Source organism: Actinoplanes couchii, from assembly GCF_016862075.1.
Taxonomy (GTDB): domain Bacteria; phylum Actinomycetota; class Actinomycetes; order Mycobacteriales; family Micromonosporaceae; genus Actinoplanes; species Actinoplanes couchii.
Map to the genome: position 1 here is coordinate 29324 of NZ_BOMG01000128.1, position 18100 is coordinate 47423.

7 protein-coding genes are annotated in these 18100 nt (G+C 70.6%); all 7 read left to right on the forward strand.

Annotated features, from left to right (window positions below; translation table 11 throughout):
- Positions 1–234: 234 nt before the first annotated feature.
- Positions 235–4035 carry a non-ribosomal peptide synthetase gene (locus Aco03nite_RS49150; RefSeq protein ID WP_203809524.1) on the forward strand — a complete coding sequence of 1267 codons (3801 nt, stop codon included), beginning with the start codon at positions 235–237 and terminating at the stop codon, positions 4033–4035.
- Between the two features lie 4 nt (positions 4036–4039).
- On the forward strand, positions 4040–8482 hold the full coding sequence (locus Aco03nite_RS49155; RefSeq protein WP_203809526.1) for a non-ribosomal peptide synthetase: 4443 nt from the start codon (positions 4040–4042) through the stop codon (positions 8480–8482).
- A gap of 4 nt (positions 8483–8486) precedes the next feature.
- Positions 8487–14870 (forward strand): non-ribosomal peptide synthetase, encoded by a 6384-nt coding sequence (locus Aco03nite_RS49160; protein WP_203809528.1) that lies wholly within the window; start codon positions 8487–8489, stop codon positions 14868–14870.
- Positions 14871–14884: 14 nt separating this feature from the next.
- On the forward strand, positions 14885–15073 hold the full coding sequence (locus tag Aco03nite_RS49165; protein ID WP_203809530.1) for an MbtH family protein: 189 nt from the start codon (positions 14885–14887) through the stop codon (positions 15071–15073).
- Complete coding sequence (locus Aco03nite_RS49170) at positions 15073–15348, forward strand: acyl carrier protein (RefSeq protein WP_203809532.1); 276 nt, start codon at positions 15073–15075, stop codon at positions 15346–15348. Before Aco03nite_RS49165 ends, Aco03nite_RS49170 begins: the two co-directional genes overlap by 1 nt.
- Complete coding sequence (locus Aco03nite_RS49175) at positions 15345–16631, forward strand: condensation domain-containing protein (RefSeq protein WP_203809534.1); 1287 nt, start codon at positions 15345–15347, stop codon at positions 16629–16631. Before Aco03nite_RS49170 ends, Aco03nite_RS49175 begins: the two co-directional genes overlap by 4 nt.
- A gap of 24 nt (positions 16632–16655) precedes the next feature.
- The coding region (locus tag Aco03nite_RS49180) for a polyketide synthase (RefSeq protein ID WP_239146070.1) at positions 16656–18100 on the forward strand (1445 nt) is incomplete at its 3' end.

The following is an 18100-nucleotide window of genomic DNA, read 5'->3' on the forward strand; positions in this document are numbered from 1 at the left end:
GGTCAGATATCAAAGAGGTCGAGTGAGGCGAGTTGACACTAGAAATACATATTGCGGTGGGTCAACCCCGGTTGTCGTATGGCCTGCTCGGCGCACGGTTTATGCGCCGGGTCGGGGTGGTGCAGGTAGCCGTAGGGGTGCCGGGGGCGCCGTTTAAGGGTTGGCGCTGCACAACCGCCTCCGTAGCGTTCCGATCCGGTGCATTCATGGATTCGGCAGCGGAGATGGTGGTCAGTGACTTCGACACGTAGTGAACAGGCCGGTGCCATTGCGGGACTGCGGCCCGGCTACTGGCAGGAGAAACTGGCCGGCATGCCGGCGGCTCCGGAGTTGCCGGCTGACCGGCCGCGCGCCATGGCTCAGTCCGCTCACTCATCGACAGTGGACACCATCGCCTTCACCGTTCCCGCCGACGTGCTCGACGGCCTGCGTGAGATCACCGAGGCCGAGCGGGCCACGCTCTTCGTGGTGATGCTCGCGGCCACCAAGGTCGTGGTGATGCGGTACACCGGTCAGACGGACATCGTCGTCGCCACCTCGGCCGGCCTCCTGCTGCGCACCGACTGCTCCGGTGGGCCGGGGTTCCGCGAGCTGGCAGGCCGGGTCCGGCAGACCGTCCTGGAGGCGTTCGCGCACCAGGGGCAGTTCGCGGCGGAGCGCCCGCAGGCTCCGGGGGCACGGATCTACTTCGACACCGGTGAGTCCGAGACGGCCGGCGCCCCGGTGCCTGGCGGATGCGATCTCGCGCTGCGGGTGGCCGGTCAGAGCCGGCCGGACGGCGGCCTCGACGGGTGGCTGAGCTACCGCACGGACCTGTTCGACGAGTCGACGATGCGGCGTCTCACCGGCCACCTCGGCTCGGTGCTGAGCGAGGTCGCAGACCATCCGGATCGGTCGATCGCCGCGGTGGAGATGCTGGCCACCGCCGAGCGGGACCGGCAGCTGACCGAGTGGAACGCGACCGCGGCGTGGTTCCCTCGGGACGCGACGATCGCCGGGCTGTGTGCGGCGCAGGCGGCCCGGACGCCGGACGCGACGGCGGTGGTCTGCGGCGCGGAGCGGCTCTCCTACCGGGAACTGGACACCCGTGCCAACCGGCTGGCGCGGCACCTGCGGGACCGCGGCGTCGGGCCGGAGAGCGTGGTGGGCGTGTGCCTGCCGCCAAGCACCGCCCTCGTGGTGGGCCTGCTCGGGATCCTCAAGGCCGGCGGGGCGTACGCGCCGCTCGATCCGGCCTACCCGGAGGCCCGCCTGCGGTTCCTTCTGGCCGATACCCGCGCGGTCGCGGTGCTGACCGACGAGCCCACCGGCGCGGTGCTGGCCGACAACGGCATACCGCTGATCCGCCTGGACACCGACCGCCGCGCGATCGCCGAGCAGGACGGTACTGACCTGCCCGGAACTGCCGGACCGGAGAACCTCGCGTACCTGATCTACACGTCCGGCTCGACAGGCACCCCGAAGGGCGTCGAGGTGCCCCACCGCGGGGTCGTCAACCTGTTGTGGGACCTGGTGTCGACGGACTTCCCGGACTTCGTGCTCGGCACCGTGCCGACCTTCGACATCGCGGCTCTCGAACTCTTCGGGCCGCTGGTCAGCGGCGGCACGGTGATCGTGTCGACAGGCGAGTATGTGGCGGACATCGCGGCCCGGCCGCAACGGCTGACCGCGCAGGCCACTCCGTCGAAGTGGGAACTCGTGCTGCGGGCCGGCAGCGACCGGCTGCGTGGGATCCGCTGCCTCACCGGCGGCGAAGCGATCAACGAGTCGCTGGCGGGCCGCCTGTTCGACGCGGTGGGCAGTTTCACCAATGTGTACGGGCCGACCGAGACGACGATCTGGTCGACCAGCTACACCTGCACCGAGCGACCGCCGCACACCGTCCCGATCGGGCGCCCGCTGGCGAACACCACGATCTACGTCTTCGACGAGCGGATGCGGCTGGTGCCGGCCGGCGTGACCGGCGAGCTCTACATCGGCGGCACCGGGGTCACCCGCGGCTACCGCAACCGGCCGGGCCTGACCGCGCAACGGTTCGTTCCGGACCCGTACGGCGAGCCCGGCGCACGGCTCTACCGGACCGGCGACCTGGTGCGCTACCTGCCGGATGGCAACGTGGAGTTCCTCGGCCGGCGAGACCAGCAGGTGAAGATCCGCGGCCACCGGATCGAGCCGGGCGAGATCGAGACCGTGCTGTCCCGGCACGCCGCTGTGGCGCGTGCGGTGGTGATGGCCCGGGAGAGCACCCCGGGAGACTTCCGTCTCGTGGCCTATGTGGTTCCGGCCGGAGTAGCGCCGGAGCCGGCCGAACTGCGCGCGTTCGCCGGTGAGCACCTGCCGGCGTACATGGTGCCGGCCGCGGTCGTCTCGATCGACGAGATCCCGCTGCTGCCCAGCGGGAAGGTGGACCGCTCGCAACTGCCCGAGCCGGCGGTGACACGTCCCACCCCGGTAGCCGGAGCCCGGCTTCTGGACGAGCCGGTGGTCCGGATGATCGCCGCGATCTGGGCCGACCTGCTGGACGTCGAGGTGGTGGGCCCGCACGACGACTTCTTCGAACTCGGCGGCCACTCGCTGCTGGTGACGCGGGTGATGTCCCGGATACGCGAGGCGTTCGGGGTGGAGGTGCCGTTCGGCGCGCTGTTCGAGGCGCCGACCGCGGCCGGTCTCGCCGAGGTGGTGATGTCGCTCGCCGCCCGCGGCGCGACCGAGCCGGTTCCGCCGGTCACCGCCGGGCGGCGTGACGGTGACCTTCCGCTGGCGTACTCGCAGCAGCGGCTCTGGTTCCTCAACCAGCTCATTCCGGACAACCCCTTCTACAACCTGCCCGTCTCCTGCCGGATCGAGGGCAGGCTCGACGTCGAGGCGTTGCACCGGGCGGTGACCGCAGTGGTGCACCGGCACGAGGCGCTGCGTTCCACCGTCGAGGAGACCTCCGACGGCCGGGCGGTGCAGGTCGTCCAGCCGGGCGGCGAGGTGCCGATGCCGGTCCTCGACGTGCCGGGTGACACGGCACCGGCTCGGCTCGCCGAGGCGGCCCGGATGGTGGAGCGTACCGCCAGCCGGGTGTTCGACCTGGCCCACGGCCCGGTCTTCCGGGCCGCACTGCTGCGGCTGTCGGACACTGACCACGTGCTCGTGCTGGTGCTGCACCACATCGCGGGCGACGGCTGGTCGATGGGTGTGATCGCGCGGGACCTGACCCGGCTGTACGCCGCCGAGCCGCTGCCGCCGCTCACCGTCCAGTACGGGGACTACGCCATCTGGCAGCGCGAGTGGCTCACCGAGGCCGTTCTGGCCGGCCAGCTGGGCTACTGGCGGGACCGGCTGGCCGGCATGCCGCCGACGCTCGAACTGCCCACCGACCGGCCCCGGCCGGTGGTGGCCTCCTACCGCGGCGTCACCCGGCAGTTCACGGTCGGCCCGGTGGTCACCGGCGCGTTGCGTGCTCTCGCCCAGGCGGAGGCGGCGACGCTGTTCATGGTGCTACTGGCCGCCTTCAAAGTGCTGCTGGCCCGGTACACCGGGCAGACCGACATCGTGGTCGGCGCGCCGGTCGCCAACCGGCGCAGCGCCGAATTGGACGACCTGGTCGGGTTCTTCGTGAACACCCTGGTGCTGCGGACCGACTGCGCCGGCACACCGTCGTTCCGCGACCTGCTGGGCCGGGTCCGGGACACGACCCTCGGCGCGTACACCCACCAGGACCTGCCGTTCGAACGCCTCGTCACCGAGCTGGCGCCGGCCCGGAACCTGAGCCGCAACCCGCTCGTGCAGGTGGTCTTCCAGCTACAGAACACCGAGGCGGCCCCGCCCCGATTCGGCGACGCCCAGGTGTCCCGGTTCGACGACGGCTTCATCAACACCCGATTCGACACCGAGGTGCACCTGCAGGAGGTCGGCGGCGGGCTGACCGGCCGCTGGATCTGTGCCGCGGACATCTACCACGAAACCTCCATCGACCGGTTCATCGCCTCGTACATCCAGCTGCTCGAACACATCTCCCGCGCCTGGTCGGCCGACCCGCGGTTCTAGGAGGATGGCATTGAATCCCGGCGGACTCTCCCTGTTCTCCGTGCCGTTGATGACCGCCGACGAGGAGCACCGGCTCCTCGTCGAGTGGAACGACACGGCTGCGGACTTCCCGGCCGAATCGACCGTGGCGCGCATGTTCGAGGAGCAGGCGGAACGCACACCCGACCTGGTCGCCGTCGTCTGCGGAGAACAACGCGTCACCTACCGCGAGTTGAACGAGCGCAGCAACCGGATAGCCCATCACCTGCGTGGGCTGGGCGTGGGTCCGGAGACCGTAGTCTCGGTGTGCCTGCCGCGCGGGGTGCAAGCGGTGGTCTCGATCATGGCGGTACTCAAGTCGGGCGGCGTCTGCGCGCCGCTGGACCCGGAGTACCCGCGGTCGCGACTGGCGTTCATGATCTCGGACACCGGCTCTGCGGTGGTGATCACCGAGCGGGCGCTGGCCGGCGTCCTGCCGCCGCACGAGGCGACCGTGGTGCTGCTGGACGACGAGGGCACCGAACTCGACAGGCAGCCGGTGACGAACCCCGGCGCCCACGCCCGGCCCCAGGATCTGGCGTACATCTTCTACACCTCGGGCTCGACGGGAATCCCGAAGGGCGCCGAGATCACCCACATCAGCCTGACCCGGGTCCTGACGGGCATGGCGAACGGGTGGTCGGCCGGTGCCCCTGTCACCACCCAGCTCGCTCCGATCTCGTTCGACGCCGCGTTGCTCGAACTGTGGTGCCCGCTCACCCAGGGCGGCCGCACGATCGTTCAGGAGGGCCGTGTCCCCGACCCGCACCAGCTGGGCGCGACCATCCAGCGTGAGGGCGTGACCGCGGTGTGGCTCACCGCGCCGCTGCTCCACCAGTTCGCGGACGTCGCGCTCGACGCGCTGGCCGGGGTCGAGGCGATTCTCACCGGCGGCGAGGTGCTGTCGCCGCAGCACGTCGCCAAGGTGCAGCAGCGGTATCCGCACGTGCGGATCTACAACGGCTACGGCCCGACCGAGGCCGGCACCGCCACCACGATGTACCCGGTTCCCGCCGCCCTGCCTACCGACCGCCCGGTGCCGATCGGCCGGCCGTTGCCGAACACCACGCTCTACGTCCTCGACGCCGGGATGCGGCCGGTGCCGATCGGCGCCCAGGGCGAGCTCTACATCGGTGACGCCGCGGTCTGCCGCGGATACCACGGCCGGCCCGGGCAGACGGCCCGGCGGTTCGTGCCGGACCCGTTCAGCAGCAGTCCCGGCGCCCGGCTCTACCGCAGTGGCGACCTGGTCCGCTACCTGCCGGACGGCAACCTCGACTTCGTCGGCCGGGTGGACGACCAGGTCAAGATCAGGGGACACCGGGTCGAACTGGGCGAGGTCGAGAGCAGCCTGAGCGCGCATCCCGAGGTGGCGGACGCGGTGGCGATGATCCGCGAGGACGTGCCCGGCGAGCGGCGCCTGGTCGCGTACGTCGTCAGCCGGGGCGAGAGTGACCGGCGCGCCAGCGAGACCGACCACCTGGCCGAGTGGCGGGCGTTGTTCGAGGAGTCCACCGGAACGCACCACACGATGGACGGCACTTTCAACATCTTCGGCTGGAACGACTCCTACCGCCGGGAACCGATCGGTGCCGAGCAGATGCGGGAGTGGCGCGACGACACGCTCGCCCGGCTCCCGGCCAGCGACGGTGCGAGCGTGCTGGAGATCGGCTGCGGCACCGGTTTGCTCGCCTGGCGGCTCTCCGAGCGAGCCGGGCGGTACGTCGGCACCGACTTCAGCCCCGGCACCCTGGAGGACCTGCGGGGGCACTTCCGTGAGGCGGGACGTGCCAACGCCCGTTTCCAGACCCAGGAGGCGACCGACTTCACCGGTCTCGACACCGAACGCTTCGACCTGGTGGTGCTCAACTCGATCGTCCAGTACTTCCCGGACGCCGGATATCTCGACGAGGTGCTGGACCGGGCCGTCAGCGTGGTGGACCACGGGCGGATCTTCGTCGGCGACGTCCGCCACCTGGGCCTGGAGGTCCCGTTCCAGGTGAGCCTGGTACAGGCGGCCGATGGGGAGGAGACGGTCCGGGAGCGCGTCAAGCTGGCACTCGAAGGCGAGAACGAGCTGCTTGTCGCACCGGCGTACTTCCTGCGGCTGGCCGAGCGGCATCCGGAGATCACTCATGTCGAGGTGATGCCCAAGCGGTCCCGGTCGCGCAATGAGATGAGCTGCTACCGCTATGACGTCATGGTGCACGTACGGCGCCCGGCGCCGGTGCTCCGGCCGCCGGCCTGGATCACCTGGAACGGTGATGCCGGAACGCTGCGCGAGGCTCTGCGCGAGCGGCCCGCCTGCCTGGCGTACCGCGAGATCCCGAACGCCCGGACGGCCGAGGCCGCTCAGGCCGCCGCGCGATTCCTGCCGACGTTGCGGGGTGAGAGCTCCCTGCGTCAAGGCGGCGGAGCGGCGCTGGACCCGGCCGACGTGTACGCGATGGCCGAGGAGTCCGGCTACGAGGCGCACCTGAGTCTGCTGTCGCCGCACAGCGCTGGCAATTTCGACGCGGTTCTCATCCCGAAACCCGCGGCACCGGTCCTTGTCGACTTCGCACCGTCGGCACCCGGTGGCCGGATGACCAACCACCCGATCAGTCGGCGGATCACCAGCAAGGCGCAGGACCGGCTGGCGCCCGAGCTGCGGGAGCACCTTTCGGCGAACCTGCCCGACTACATGATCCCGTCCCGGTTCGTCGTCCTCACCGAACTGCCGCTGAACGCCAACGGCAAGGTGGACCGCTCCGCCCTGCCCGCGCCGGACGGGGAGACGCTGCGCGACGGCGAGAGCTACGTCGCACCGGCCGACGAGGTCGAGGCGGCGCTCGCCCGGGTCTGGGCGGACGTACTGCGCCTGCGCCGGGTCGGCGCCGCGGACAACTTCTTCGAACTGGGCGGCGACTCGATCACCAGCATCCAGATGGTGAGCCGGGCCCGGCAGGAGGGCATCATCCTCAAGCCGAAGGACGTCTTCGAGCACCAGACCGTGGCCGAGCTCGCCAAGGCCGGCACCCGCATCCCGCTCACAGTGACCGGTGACCCCACCGGCCCGGCCGCACTCAGCCCGATCCAGCGGTGGTTCTTCGCCGAGATCGAGACCGGCCGCGACGAGTTCGGGCACCGCTACATCGGCGAACTCGACGCCGCGGTCGATCCGGAGCTGCTGGACCGCGCGTTCGGCGCGGTGTGGCGGCACCACGCCGTGCTGCGCGGCCGCTTCCGCCGCGACGCCGACGGCGCCTGGCGACACGAGATCCCGGAGGTGCCGGCGGGCGAGCCGCGGCCGATGCTGGAACGGATCGAGGGCGTCACCGACCTGGACGCGGTTGCGACCGAGCTGAGCGGCCGGTTGAGCCTGGCCGACGGCGAGCTGTTCCGGGCCGCCATCGTCGTGGGCGGCTCGGCCGGCAAGGACGCACTGGTCGTGGTCGTGCACCACGTCGCCGTCGACATCGTCTCGTGGGGCATCCTGCTCGACGACCTGCAGAACGCGTACCGTCAGCTCGCCGGGGGACGGCCACCCGAGCTCCCCGAGACGACGAGCTGGCGCACCTGGACCGGTCGGCTACAGGAGCACGCGCAGGATCCGGCACTACACGACGAGCTGTCGTACTGGCGGTCCCAGCTGGTCGCCGGCCCGGCACCGGCCGGTACCGGCGCCGGCAAAGTGGACACGGTGACCGTTTCGCTGGACGAGACGGCAACCGACATCCTGCTACGCCGGGTGCCCGAGGTGCTCGGCACCCGAATCGACGCCGGCCTGCTCACCGCGCTCGCCCCGGTGCTCTGCTCGTGGGCGGGCGAATCGGCGATCTCCATCCACCTCGAGGTGCACGGTCGCGAGGAGATGTTCGACGACGTCGACCTGTCCCGCACCGTCGGCTGGTTCACCGCCATGTACCCGCTGCTGCTCCCGGCGCCGCGGGCGGGCCAGGACGTCGCCACCCGGCTGCGGGACATGCGCGACCGGCTCGGCGCGGTGCCGCGGCACGGGATCGGGTACGGGCTTCTCCGCTACCTGGCGCCGCCGGAGTCGGCCGGCGGGCTGGCCGGCTTGCCCCGCCCGTCGGTCCGGTTCAACTATTCAGGCCGGCCGGAGCTGCTCGTCACCGGTGACGGCCTGCTGCGGCAGGTGCTCACCGCCGAGGACATGACCACCGGGCCGAACCAGCGCTCGCGCAGCGACGGCACGCACGTCGTGGAGATCAACGCCTGGGTGGCGTCGGATCGGCTGGTGACCACCTGGACCTTCGATCCGGACCGGATCGGCGCACCTGACGTCGTGCGGCTGGCCGAGGCGTACACCGGCGCCCTGCGCGAGATCTGCGACACGGCGGCGCAGGACACCCGGGTCCCCACCACAGGTGTCTCCGACAGCGACATGGCCAAGCTGATGAAGCGTATGACCCGGCGGGAGAGCTGAGACAGTGACCTACGACGTTGGAGATGTCCAGGAGATCCAGGCGCTCACCCCGCTGCAGGAGGGCATCCTGTTCCATGGCCTGCTCGACGACGACGACTCGATCTACGTCGCGCAGTACCGCTGGACCGTCCGCGGCGAGTTCGACATGGACCTCTTCGAGAAGGCGTGGCAGATCGTCATCCAGCGGCATGACGCGCTGCGGGTGAGCTTCGAGTGGGAGGGCATCGACCAGCCGGTCCAGATCGTCTGGCGCCGGGTCGGCTTCGCCGTCGACCGCCGGGACCTCACCGGTCTGCCGGAGGACGACCAGCGGAAGGCGATCGATGCGTACGCGCAGGAGGACTTGGACCGCCGGTACGATTTGGCGACGGCGCCGCTCTACCGGGTGACGGCCTTCCATACCACCGAGGGCACGCACGTGGTCTGGTCGTTCCACCAGCTGCTGATGGACGGGTGGAGCCTGCAGACCGTCTACGGCGAGTTGTCCCGGGTGTACGCGGCGCTGCTCACCGGCCGGGAACCGGACCTGCCCGAACCGGTGCAGTACAGCGCCTACCTCGCGTGGCTACAGGGCAGCGAACCGGACGGCGCCGACCGATTCTGGCGCGATGCGCTGGCCGGCTACGAACCGGCCCCGCTCTTCGGCGACGGCCGGACCGCGCGCTGGCACACCGACGGCAGCCGCAAGCTGGCCGTGGACGCGGCCGGCTTCCAGCGGATCCGCTCGTTCGCGGCGGCGCAGCGGATCACCGTCAACACCGTCGTCTCCGGTGCTTGGGCCCTGCTCGTCGCCCTCTACTCCGGAACCCGTGACGTGGTGTTCGGGCTGAGCGCCGCGGAGCGGCCGGCAGAACTCGCCGGCGCCGACCGGATCGTCGGCGTCATGCTCAACTCGGTGCCGATCCGCGCGGAGGTACGCCGTGGGCAGACGGTCGGCGACTGGCTGCGGTCGCTGCAGGCCCACCAGGCCGAGGCGCGCGAGTACGGCCGGGCGCCACTGACCGATATCCACCGCTGGTCCGGGCTGGCGACCGACGCGTCGCTGTTCGAGACGATGCTGGCCTTCGAGAACTACCCGCTGGCCGAGGCGACCGCGGCGCCAGTCGTCGAGGTGGGCGCCGTCGACTACCGGACCCGGGTCAACTACCCGTTGACGCTGATCGCCGAGTTCGACCAGACCCTCGATCTGAAGATCAACTACGACACCCGCCGATTCGACGAGCCCACCGTCGACCAGCTGAGCCGGCACCTGCTGGCGATCCTCGACGCGCTGGTCGCCGAGTGGGACAAGCCGGTGGCGGGGCTCGACGTGCTGACCGGCGCCGACCGGCGACTGCTGGTCGAGGAGTGGAACGCCACCGGCGCAGACCTCGGGCCGGACGCCACCCTCGGTGAGTTGTTCGAGCGGCAGGCGGCACGCTCGTCCGGCGAGGTGGCCGTGGTCTGCGGAACCGACCGGCTCACCTACGCGGAGCTGAACGAGCGGGCCAACCGGCTGGCCCGACACCTGCGGACACTGGGCGCAGCCCCGGAGACGGTGGTGGCCATCAGCCTCGACCGCGGCGTCGAATCGGTGATCGCGATGCTCGGCGTGCTCAAGGCGGGCGCCGCGTACGCGCCGATCGACCCGTCTTATCCGCTGTCTCGCAAGGCGTTCATGCTTGCCGACACGCGCGCGGCGATGGTGCTCACCGCTGAGGCGGAGGCACGCGAGCTGCCCGAGCACGACGTGCCGGTGGTGCGGATCGACGCCGACTGGCCGCTGATCGCCGAGCAGGAGGGCGGCAACCTGCCCTCGTCCGCCCGGCCGGGCAACCTCGCGTACCTGATCTACACCTCCGGTTCGACCGGCATCCCGAAGGGCGTCGAGATCACCCACCGCAGCGTGGCCAACTACCTGCGCTGGTGGGCCGGGATCATCGACGGCCAGGGCGACGGCGGGGTGAGCCACTACAGCCTTGCGTTCGACACCACCGTCCGGGATACGTTCTGCCCGCTCCTCGCGGGTCAGCGGCTGCACATTCTGCCCGCGCACGAGAAGTCGGTCATCCAGGCGGAGCCGTTCCTGGCCGAGGGCGAGCGGCTGTCCTACCTCAAGATGACACCGTCCGAGCTGGCAGCCGAGGAACGCCTCACCGCCGACCAGGTCGCCGACCTCACCGGGATCCTCCTCGTCGGTGGCGAGGCGGTGCTCCGCAGCGGGCTCCTCGCCGAGCTGGCCGAGTCCCCGCGGGTGCGCCTGGCCAATCACTACGGGCCCACCGAGGGCAGCATCGGCACGACGTTCAACTGGATCGACGGCGCCGAGCAGGCCACCGGTGTGCTGCCCATCGGCCGCCCACTGCCCAACACCACGGCGTACGTGCTCGACGACCGCGCGCGGCTGCTGCCGGTGGGCGTGCCGGGCGAGCTCTACCTCGGCGGTGTCGGCGTCGGCCGGGGCTATCGGGGCCGGGCCGGCCTGACCGCGCAGAAGTTCGTGCCGGACCCGTTCGGCGCACCCGGCGCGCGGCTCTACCGCACCGGTGACCTGGTCCGCTACCGGCCGGACCACAATCTCGAATTCCTCGGCCGGATCGACCACCAGGTCAAGATCCGTGGGCACCGGGTCGAGCTGGGTGAGATCGAGGTGGCGCTCTCCCGGCATGACGGCGTCTCCCGTGCGGCAGTGATCGTGCGCGAGGACATCCCCGGTGACCGTCGCCTGGTCGGCTACGTCGTCCCGGCCGATGATTCGGTGGACGTGCCGGGGCTGCGCGGGTACCTGGCCGAGTCACTGCCCGGCTACATGGTGCCCTCGCTGATCGTCGCCGTCGACGAGATCCCCATGCTGGCCAGCCGCAAGGTCGACAGGTCCCGGCTACCGGTCCCGGTGATCACCCGAGCGGACGAGGGCTATGTGGCACCGAGCGGCCCGGTGCAGGAGGTCATCGCCGGAATCTGGGCGGACCTGCTGAGCGCCGACCGAATCGGCGCCGCCGACGACTTCTTCGCGCTCGGTGGCCACTCGCTACTGGTGACCCGGGTGATGTCCCGAGTGCGCGAGGCGTTCGGCGTGGAGGTGCCGTTCGGCGCGCTGTTCGACACGCCGACCGTGGCGGGGCTGGCTCAGGTGGTGTCCGGGATGCTGGCCGGCGGCGCCACCGCGGTGCTGCCGCCGGTCGTGGCGGTGGACCGCGACCAGCAGCTGCCGCTGTCCTTCCCGCAGCAGCGGCTGTGGTTCCTCGACCAGCTCATCCCCGGCAATCCGTTCTACAACCTGCCAGCCGCCTACCGCCTGCTGGGACCGCTCGACGTCGAGGCGTTGCACCGCACAGTGACCGCGATCGTCCACCGGCACGAGGTGCTCCGCACGGTCTTCCCGGCACCGTCCGGCGGCCGCCCGGTGCAGGTCGTGCTGCCCGCCGGTGAGGTGCCGATGCCGGTGATCGAGGTGGCTGGCGAGACCGCCGAGGAGCGGCTGGCCGAGGCGACCCGGATCAGCTCGGAGGAGGCCGCCCGGGTGTTCGACCTGTCGGCTGGGCCGGTCTTCCGGGCCACGCTGCTGCGGATCTCGCCGACCGACCACGTCTTCGTCATGGTCATCCACCACATGGTCGGCGACGGCTGGTCCTCCAGCCTGCTCGCCAAGGAGCTCGGTGCCTTCTACGGCGCATACGCCACCGGCTCGGACCCCGGCCTGCCCCCGCTGCCGGTGCAGTACGCCGACTACGCGGTCTGGCAGCGCGAGTGGCTGACCGAGACGGTGATCGACGCCCAGCTCGCCTACTGGCGCGGCAAACTGACCGGGATGCCGGCCGTGCTGGAACTGCCGACCGACAGGTTGCGCCCGGCCGTCTCCACCTACGAGGGTTCGACACGCTTCTTCACGCTGCCGCGCTCGGTCGTGGACGGTCTGCGCGCGGTCGCACGAGAACATCGCGCCACGCTCTACATGGTGCTGCTGGCCGCGTTCAAGGCGCTGCTGGTGCGCTACACCGGGCAGACCGATGTGGTGATCGGCGCGCCGGTCGCGAACCGGCGCAGTGCGGTGCTGGAGGATCTCGTCGGATTCTTCATCAACACGCTGGTGCTGCGCACCGACTGCTCCGGCGATCCCTCGTTCAGCGAATTGGTCGAACGGGTCCGGGAGACGACCCTCGGCGCGTACGCCCACCAGGACATCCCGTTCGAACGCCTGGTGACCGCCCTGGCACCGCCCCGGGACCTGAGCCGCAATCCGCTCGTGCAGGTCGGGTTCCAGCTGCAGAACATGCCGCTCGGCCTGTTGGAGATGGCGGAGTTGCAGTCGTCGTTCTTCATGACCGGCAAGCTGACCACTCATCTGGACGTCGAGGTCTACCTGACCGAGGTGCCACTGGACGTCGAGGTGCCGGCCGAGATGCTGGACATCCTCCCGCCCGGTGCCGGCGACGATCTGTCCGGCGGGCTCTACGGTCGTGTCGTCTACAGCACCGATCTCTTCGACGAGACGACGCTGGACCGGATGGTCGCGCACTTCCGCCGGATCCTGGACGTGGTGGCGGCCTCGCCGGGCATCCGCGCCTCCGAGATCGACATGCTGAGCGACGCCGAGCGGTACCGGCTGACCCGCGAGTGGAGCACTGGCCCCGCGGTCCCCGACCTCTCGGCGGACACGACCGTTGCCCGCATGATCGAGCGGCGGGCCGCGGAGACGCCGCAGGCGATTGCGGTTGCCTGCGGGGACGACCGGCTGACCTACGCGAAACTCAACGGGCGTGCCAACCGCCTGGCCGGCTACCTGCGCTCGATCGGTGCCGGTCCGGAGAAGGCGGTGGCGGTACTGCTCCCGCGCGGCGTGGACGCGGTGGTAGCCCTGCTGGCCACGTTCAAGTCCGGTGGCGTGTACGTGCCGCTGGACCCGAGTTACCCGTCGCCGCGGATCGCCTACATGCTCGCGGATACCGGTGCGGTGGCCCTGGTGACTGACGACGAGTTGGCCGCCGGTCTCCCCGCGCACACCGCACGGGTGGTCCGGACCGGTGTCGACCTGTCGGCCTTCAGCCCTGCCGACCTGCCGCAGCTCGGTGGCGCGGACAACCTCGCGTATGTGATCTACACCTCCGGGTCGACGGGCCTGCCGAAGGGCGTCGAGGTTCCCCATCGCGGCCTTGTCAGCCTGGTGCGCTACCAGGCCGACCTGTTCGAGATCTCTCCGGACACCCGGTCGTCGAACGCCTTCGGCCCAGCTTTCGACGCGGCGCTGTCGGCCACCGTACTGCCGCTCACCCAGGGCGGCACGCTGTACATCCAACCTCCGGACACGTACCGGTACGGCGCGGAACTCGCCCGGCACATCGACGCGAACGAGGTGACCGCGCTTCACCTGCCGGTCTCTGTACTCAAATCGCTGCCGGAGAGCGACCTGCCGTCGCTGAGGTCGATCGGTACCGGCGCCGAGTCGGTGACTCCGCAGGTGGTGCGCCGGTGGGCGGACCGGCTACGGATGTACAACTGCTACGGCCCGACCGAGACGACAGTGGTGTCGGTCATGGGCCGGTGCCGCCCGGAGATGGCCAACGGCCGCACGATCCCGATCGGCCGGCCGGTCGCCGGTACCACCGTGTACGTCCTCGACGAGCGCATGCGGCTGGTTCCGCAGGGCGTGCCGGGGGAGCTGTGGATCGGCGGGATCGGCGTCACTCGCGGCTACCGCAACAGCCCCGGTCGTACGGCCCTCAGCTTCCGGCCCGACCCGTACGGAACGGCGCCGGGCGCACGCCTCTACCGGACCGGTGACCTGGTTCGCTACCTGGCCGACGGCCGGCTCGAATACCTGAGCCGGGTCGACCAGCAGGTCAAGGTCCGCGGCCACCGGATCGAGCTGGGCGAGGTAGAGGCGGCACTGGCCCGCCACCCGGACGTGGTGGACGCGGTCGCCTCGGTCGACGAGAACGGCCCCGGCGGTGCCCGGCTCGTCGCTCACGTCGTCACCCGCGACGACACCGCCGAGCTCGCCGAGATCCGCCCGTTCCTGCGTGACGCCCTGCCCGGCTACATGGTGCCGTCGGTGATCGTCTCCATCGACGCCGTCCCGCTGCTGCCGAGCGGCAAGGCCGATCGGGCCGCGTTGCCCCCGGTCGAGGGCATCAGGCCGGAGCTGGCCGCCGGCTACGTCGCGCCGGAAGGGCCGCTGCAGTTGGCCTTGGCCGACATCTGGGCCGGCACGCTCGGGCTCAGCGGCGTCGGCGTGAACGACGACTTCTTCGCACTCGGCGGCCACTCGATGCTGATCATCCAGATCATCTGGCAGATCAAGCAGCGCCTCGGCATCGAGCTGTCGTTCGCCGACATCTTCGAATCACCCACCATCGCCGACCTGTCCGCGCGCATCGCGGAGCTGCAGGCGGAAGACGACAACCAGTGACGGAGGTAATCCCCATGACCGACATCGACGACCAGTTCCACGTCGTGGTGAACGACGAGGGCCAGTACTCGATCTGGTGGACCGATCGCGACCGGCCGGCTGGCTGGCACTACGCCGACTTCACCGGCACCGAGCAACAGTGCGTCGACCACATCGAGCTGGTGTGGACCGACATGCGCCCGGTCAGCGTCCGGAGCGCCTGATGACCATCACACCCGCATACCTGGAAGGCTGGCTCGTCGAGCGGCTCGCCGACTACCTCGAGATCGACGCCGGTGAGATCGACGCCGACGAGGACGTGGTCCGGTACGGCGTCGACTCGCTCGCCAAGGCGTCCCTGGGCGCCGAGGTGGAGGAGACCTTCGGTGTACAGCTGGAACAGGACTTCTTCCAGGTGCACCTGACCGTCGAGAGCATCGCCGCCGGGCTGAGCGAGCAGATTGCGGCCGTTCCGGCGGGAGAGCAGACGATGACGTGATCACGGAACATTCCCTGTCGGTCGGTCAGGAGGCGCTCTGGTTCCTGTACTGCATGCGTCCGGACGACTGTGCGTTCAACGGCGCCACGCCGGTCCTGATCCCCCGCCGGGTGGATGCGGACCGGCTCGGCCGGGCATTGCGCCTGGTCGCCGAGCGACACTCGATGCTGCGGTCCACGTTCGCCTCTCGGCCGGCCGGCCCGATCCGGTTGGTCGCCGACGACCGGGTGCCGCCGCTCGACGTGCGCGCCTCGGCGGACGTGACCGAGGCCGGGATCGCCGCCATCGTCGAAGAGCTTGCCGCCCGGCCGTTCGACCTGGAGAAGGATGTTCCGTTCCGGTTCACCCTGACCAGCACAGCCGCCGAGTCGGTCCTCGTGCTGACCGCTCACCACATCGCCATGGACGTGACCGCCCAGATGCTGCTGCTGCGCGACCTACTGCAGGAGTACGCCGCGCTGAGCCGCGGCGACCGGGCGGAACTGCCGGCCGCGGCCGACTACGACGAGTTCGTCGCCGACGAGCAGGCGTTGCTGGCCGGGCCGCGCCGGACTCGGGCCGAAGCGTACTGGCGGGAGCTTTGCCTGCCGCTTCCGCCAGACCTGACCCTGCGCCCCGGGCGGACCGGTCCGGCGCCCACGGCGAGTGCCACCGAAAGGGTCTCCTACGGCCCGGAATTCAGTGATCGGCTGGACACTGCGGCGCGCTCCGCGGGTGTCACGCCGTTCGTCTACCTGTTCACGATCTTTCAGATTCAGCTCTACCGGGAAACCCGGCAGGAGGACTTCCTACTGGGCTACACCGCCTCGACCCGCTTACGGCCGCGATCACGCAACACCGTCGGCTATCTGGTCAACACCCCGCCCTACCGGGTACGACTGGACCCCGACGCCACCTTCACCGAAGTACTCGCCGGGTGCGGTCGGCAGCTCGGCTCAGCACTCCCGCACCTGAACTACCCATTCGCCCTACTGCCCGGGCTGTTGCGGGCGCCGCGTTCCCGGGACCGGGCGCCTTTGGTGCAGGTGTTGTTCAACTTCCTGCCCGGCAAGCCATTCGACCTGAGCGTCGAGGACGCGCCGGTGACACCGCTGCCCGGATGCAGCCCGCCAGGCGGTTACGACCTCATTGTCGAGGCCGTCCAGCGCCGGACCGAGTCGATCGTGTCCATCCAGTACAAGACGCATCTCTTCGACGCCGGCCCGGTCCGGGCCATGGCCTCCGGGCTCGGGGTCCTCTTCGACCGGTTCAGCCGAGCACCGGAGAGCGGCATTCTCAGCTGAGAAGAAACGGGGAGGAAAGAGCCGATGTCAACGATTCCCGAGGGTGCGGTGGCAGTGGTCGGCATGGCGTGCCGGTTTCCGGGCGCCGCGACGCCAGCCCGATTCTGGGAGCTGCTGCGCACCGGAACCGATGCGGTCACCGACGCGCCCGCGGACCACGCGGCCGCCGGCTACCGCGGCGGTTTCCTCGACGAGCCGGGTGCGTTCGACGCCGACTTCTTCGGCCTGAACTCTGAGCAAGCCGCGGCCATGGATCCGCAGCAGCGGTTGATGCTCGAGCTCGGCTGGGAGGCGATCGAGTCGGCCCGCGTCGCTCCGGACGCGTTGCGCGACACCGCCACCGGTGTGTTCGTGGGGGTGGCGTCGGACGACTTCGCGAAGGTGCTGGCCCGACACGGCGACGACACCATCGGATCGCACTCCGTCCCTGGCCGGCACCGCGGCATGATCGCCAACCGGGTGTCGCACACGCTCGGTCTGCGCGGTCCGAGCCTCACCGTCGACACGGCCCAGTCCTCGTCACTGGTCGCGGTCCACCTCGCCGTCGAGAGCCTGCGGCGCGGCGAGTGCGGCACCGCGCTGGCCGGCGGTGTCAACCTCGACCTCGCCCCCGAGGGCTTCGCACTGCTGGACAGCTTCGGTGCCTTGTCTCCCGACGGCCGGTGTCACACGTTCGACGCCAGGGCCAACGGCTTCGTCCGAGGTGAGGGCGGAGCGTTCGTCGTCCTCAAGCCGCTGGCACACGCCCTAGCCGACGGTGACCCGGTCGTCGCGGTGATCCATGGCACCGCGATGAACCATGACGGCGACGAGAACGAGCTCGGCGTGCCCGGCCGTGCCGGGCAGGAGTCCGTGCTGCGCGCCGCACTGTGCTCGGCGGGAATCGAGGCCGGGCAGGTCGGCTACGTCGAACTGCACGGCACCGGTACCCGCGTCGGCGACCCGATCGAGGCGGCGGCCCTGCGTGCTGTCTACGGCGAGGGCCGTCGACGGGAGCTGCGAGTGGGCTCCGTCAAGACCAACATCGGTCACCTGGAGGCAGCCGCGGGCATCGCGGGACTGGTCAAGACGGTGCTCAGCGTGCGGCATCGCGAACTGGTGCCCAGCCTCCACTTCGTGGCGCCGAACCCGGCCATTCCACTGGCCGACGGCGTACTGGCCGTCCAGCGCGCGACCGAGCCGTGGGCCGGCGATCCGGCCGGATTGCTCGCCGGGGTCAGCTCGTTCGGCATGGGCGGGGCGAACTGTCACGTGATCGTCGGCGGCTGGCCGGAGCCGGCCGTGGCACTCTCCGGTCCGCGTCCTGAGGTGGTGCCGTGGGTGTTCTCAGCCGCTTCGGAGGCAGCGCTCCGCGCCCAGGCCGCTCGGTTGGAAGCGGTCGCCTCGGCCCCCGAGACCGACGACGTGGCCGTGGCCGGGTCGCTGCTCGGGTCACGCGCCCTGCTGCCGTTCCGGGGGGTCGCTCTCGG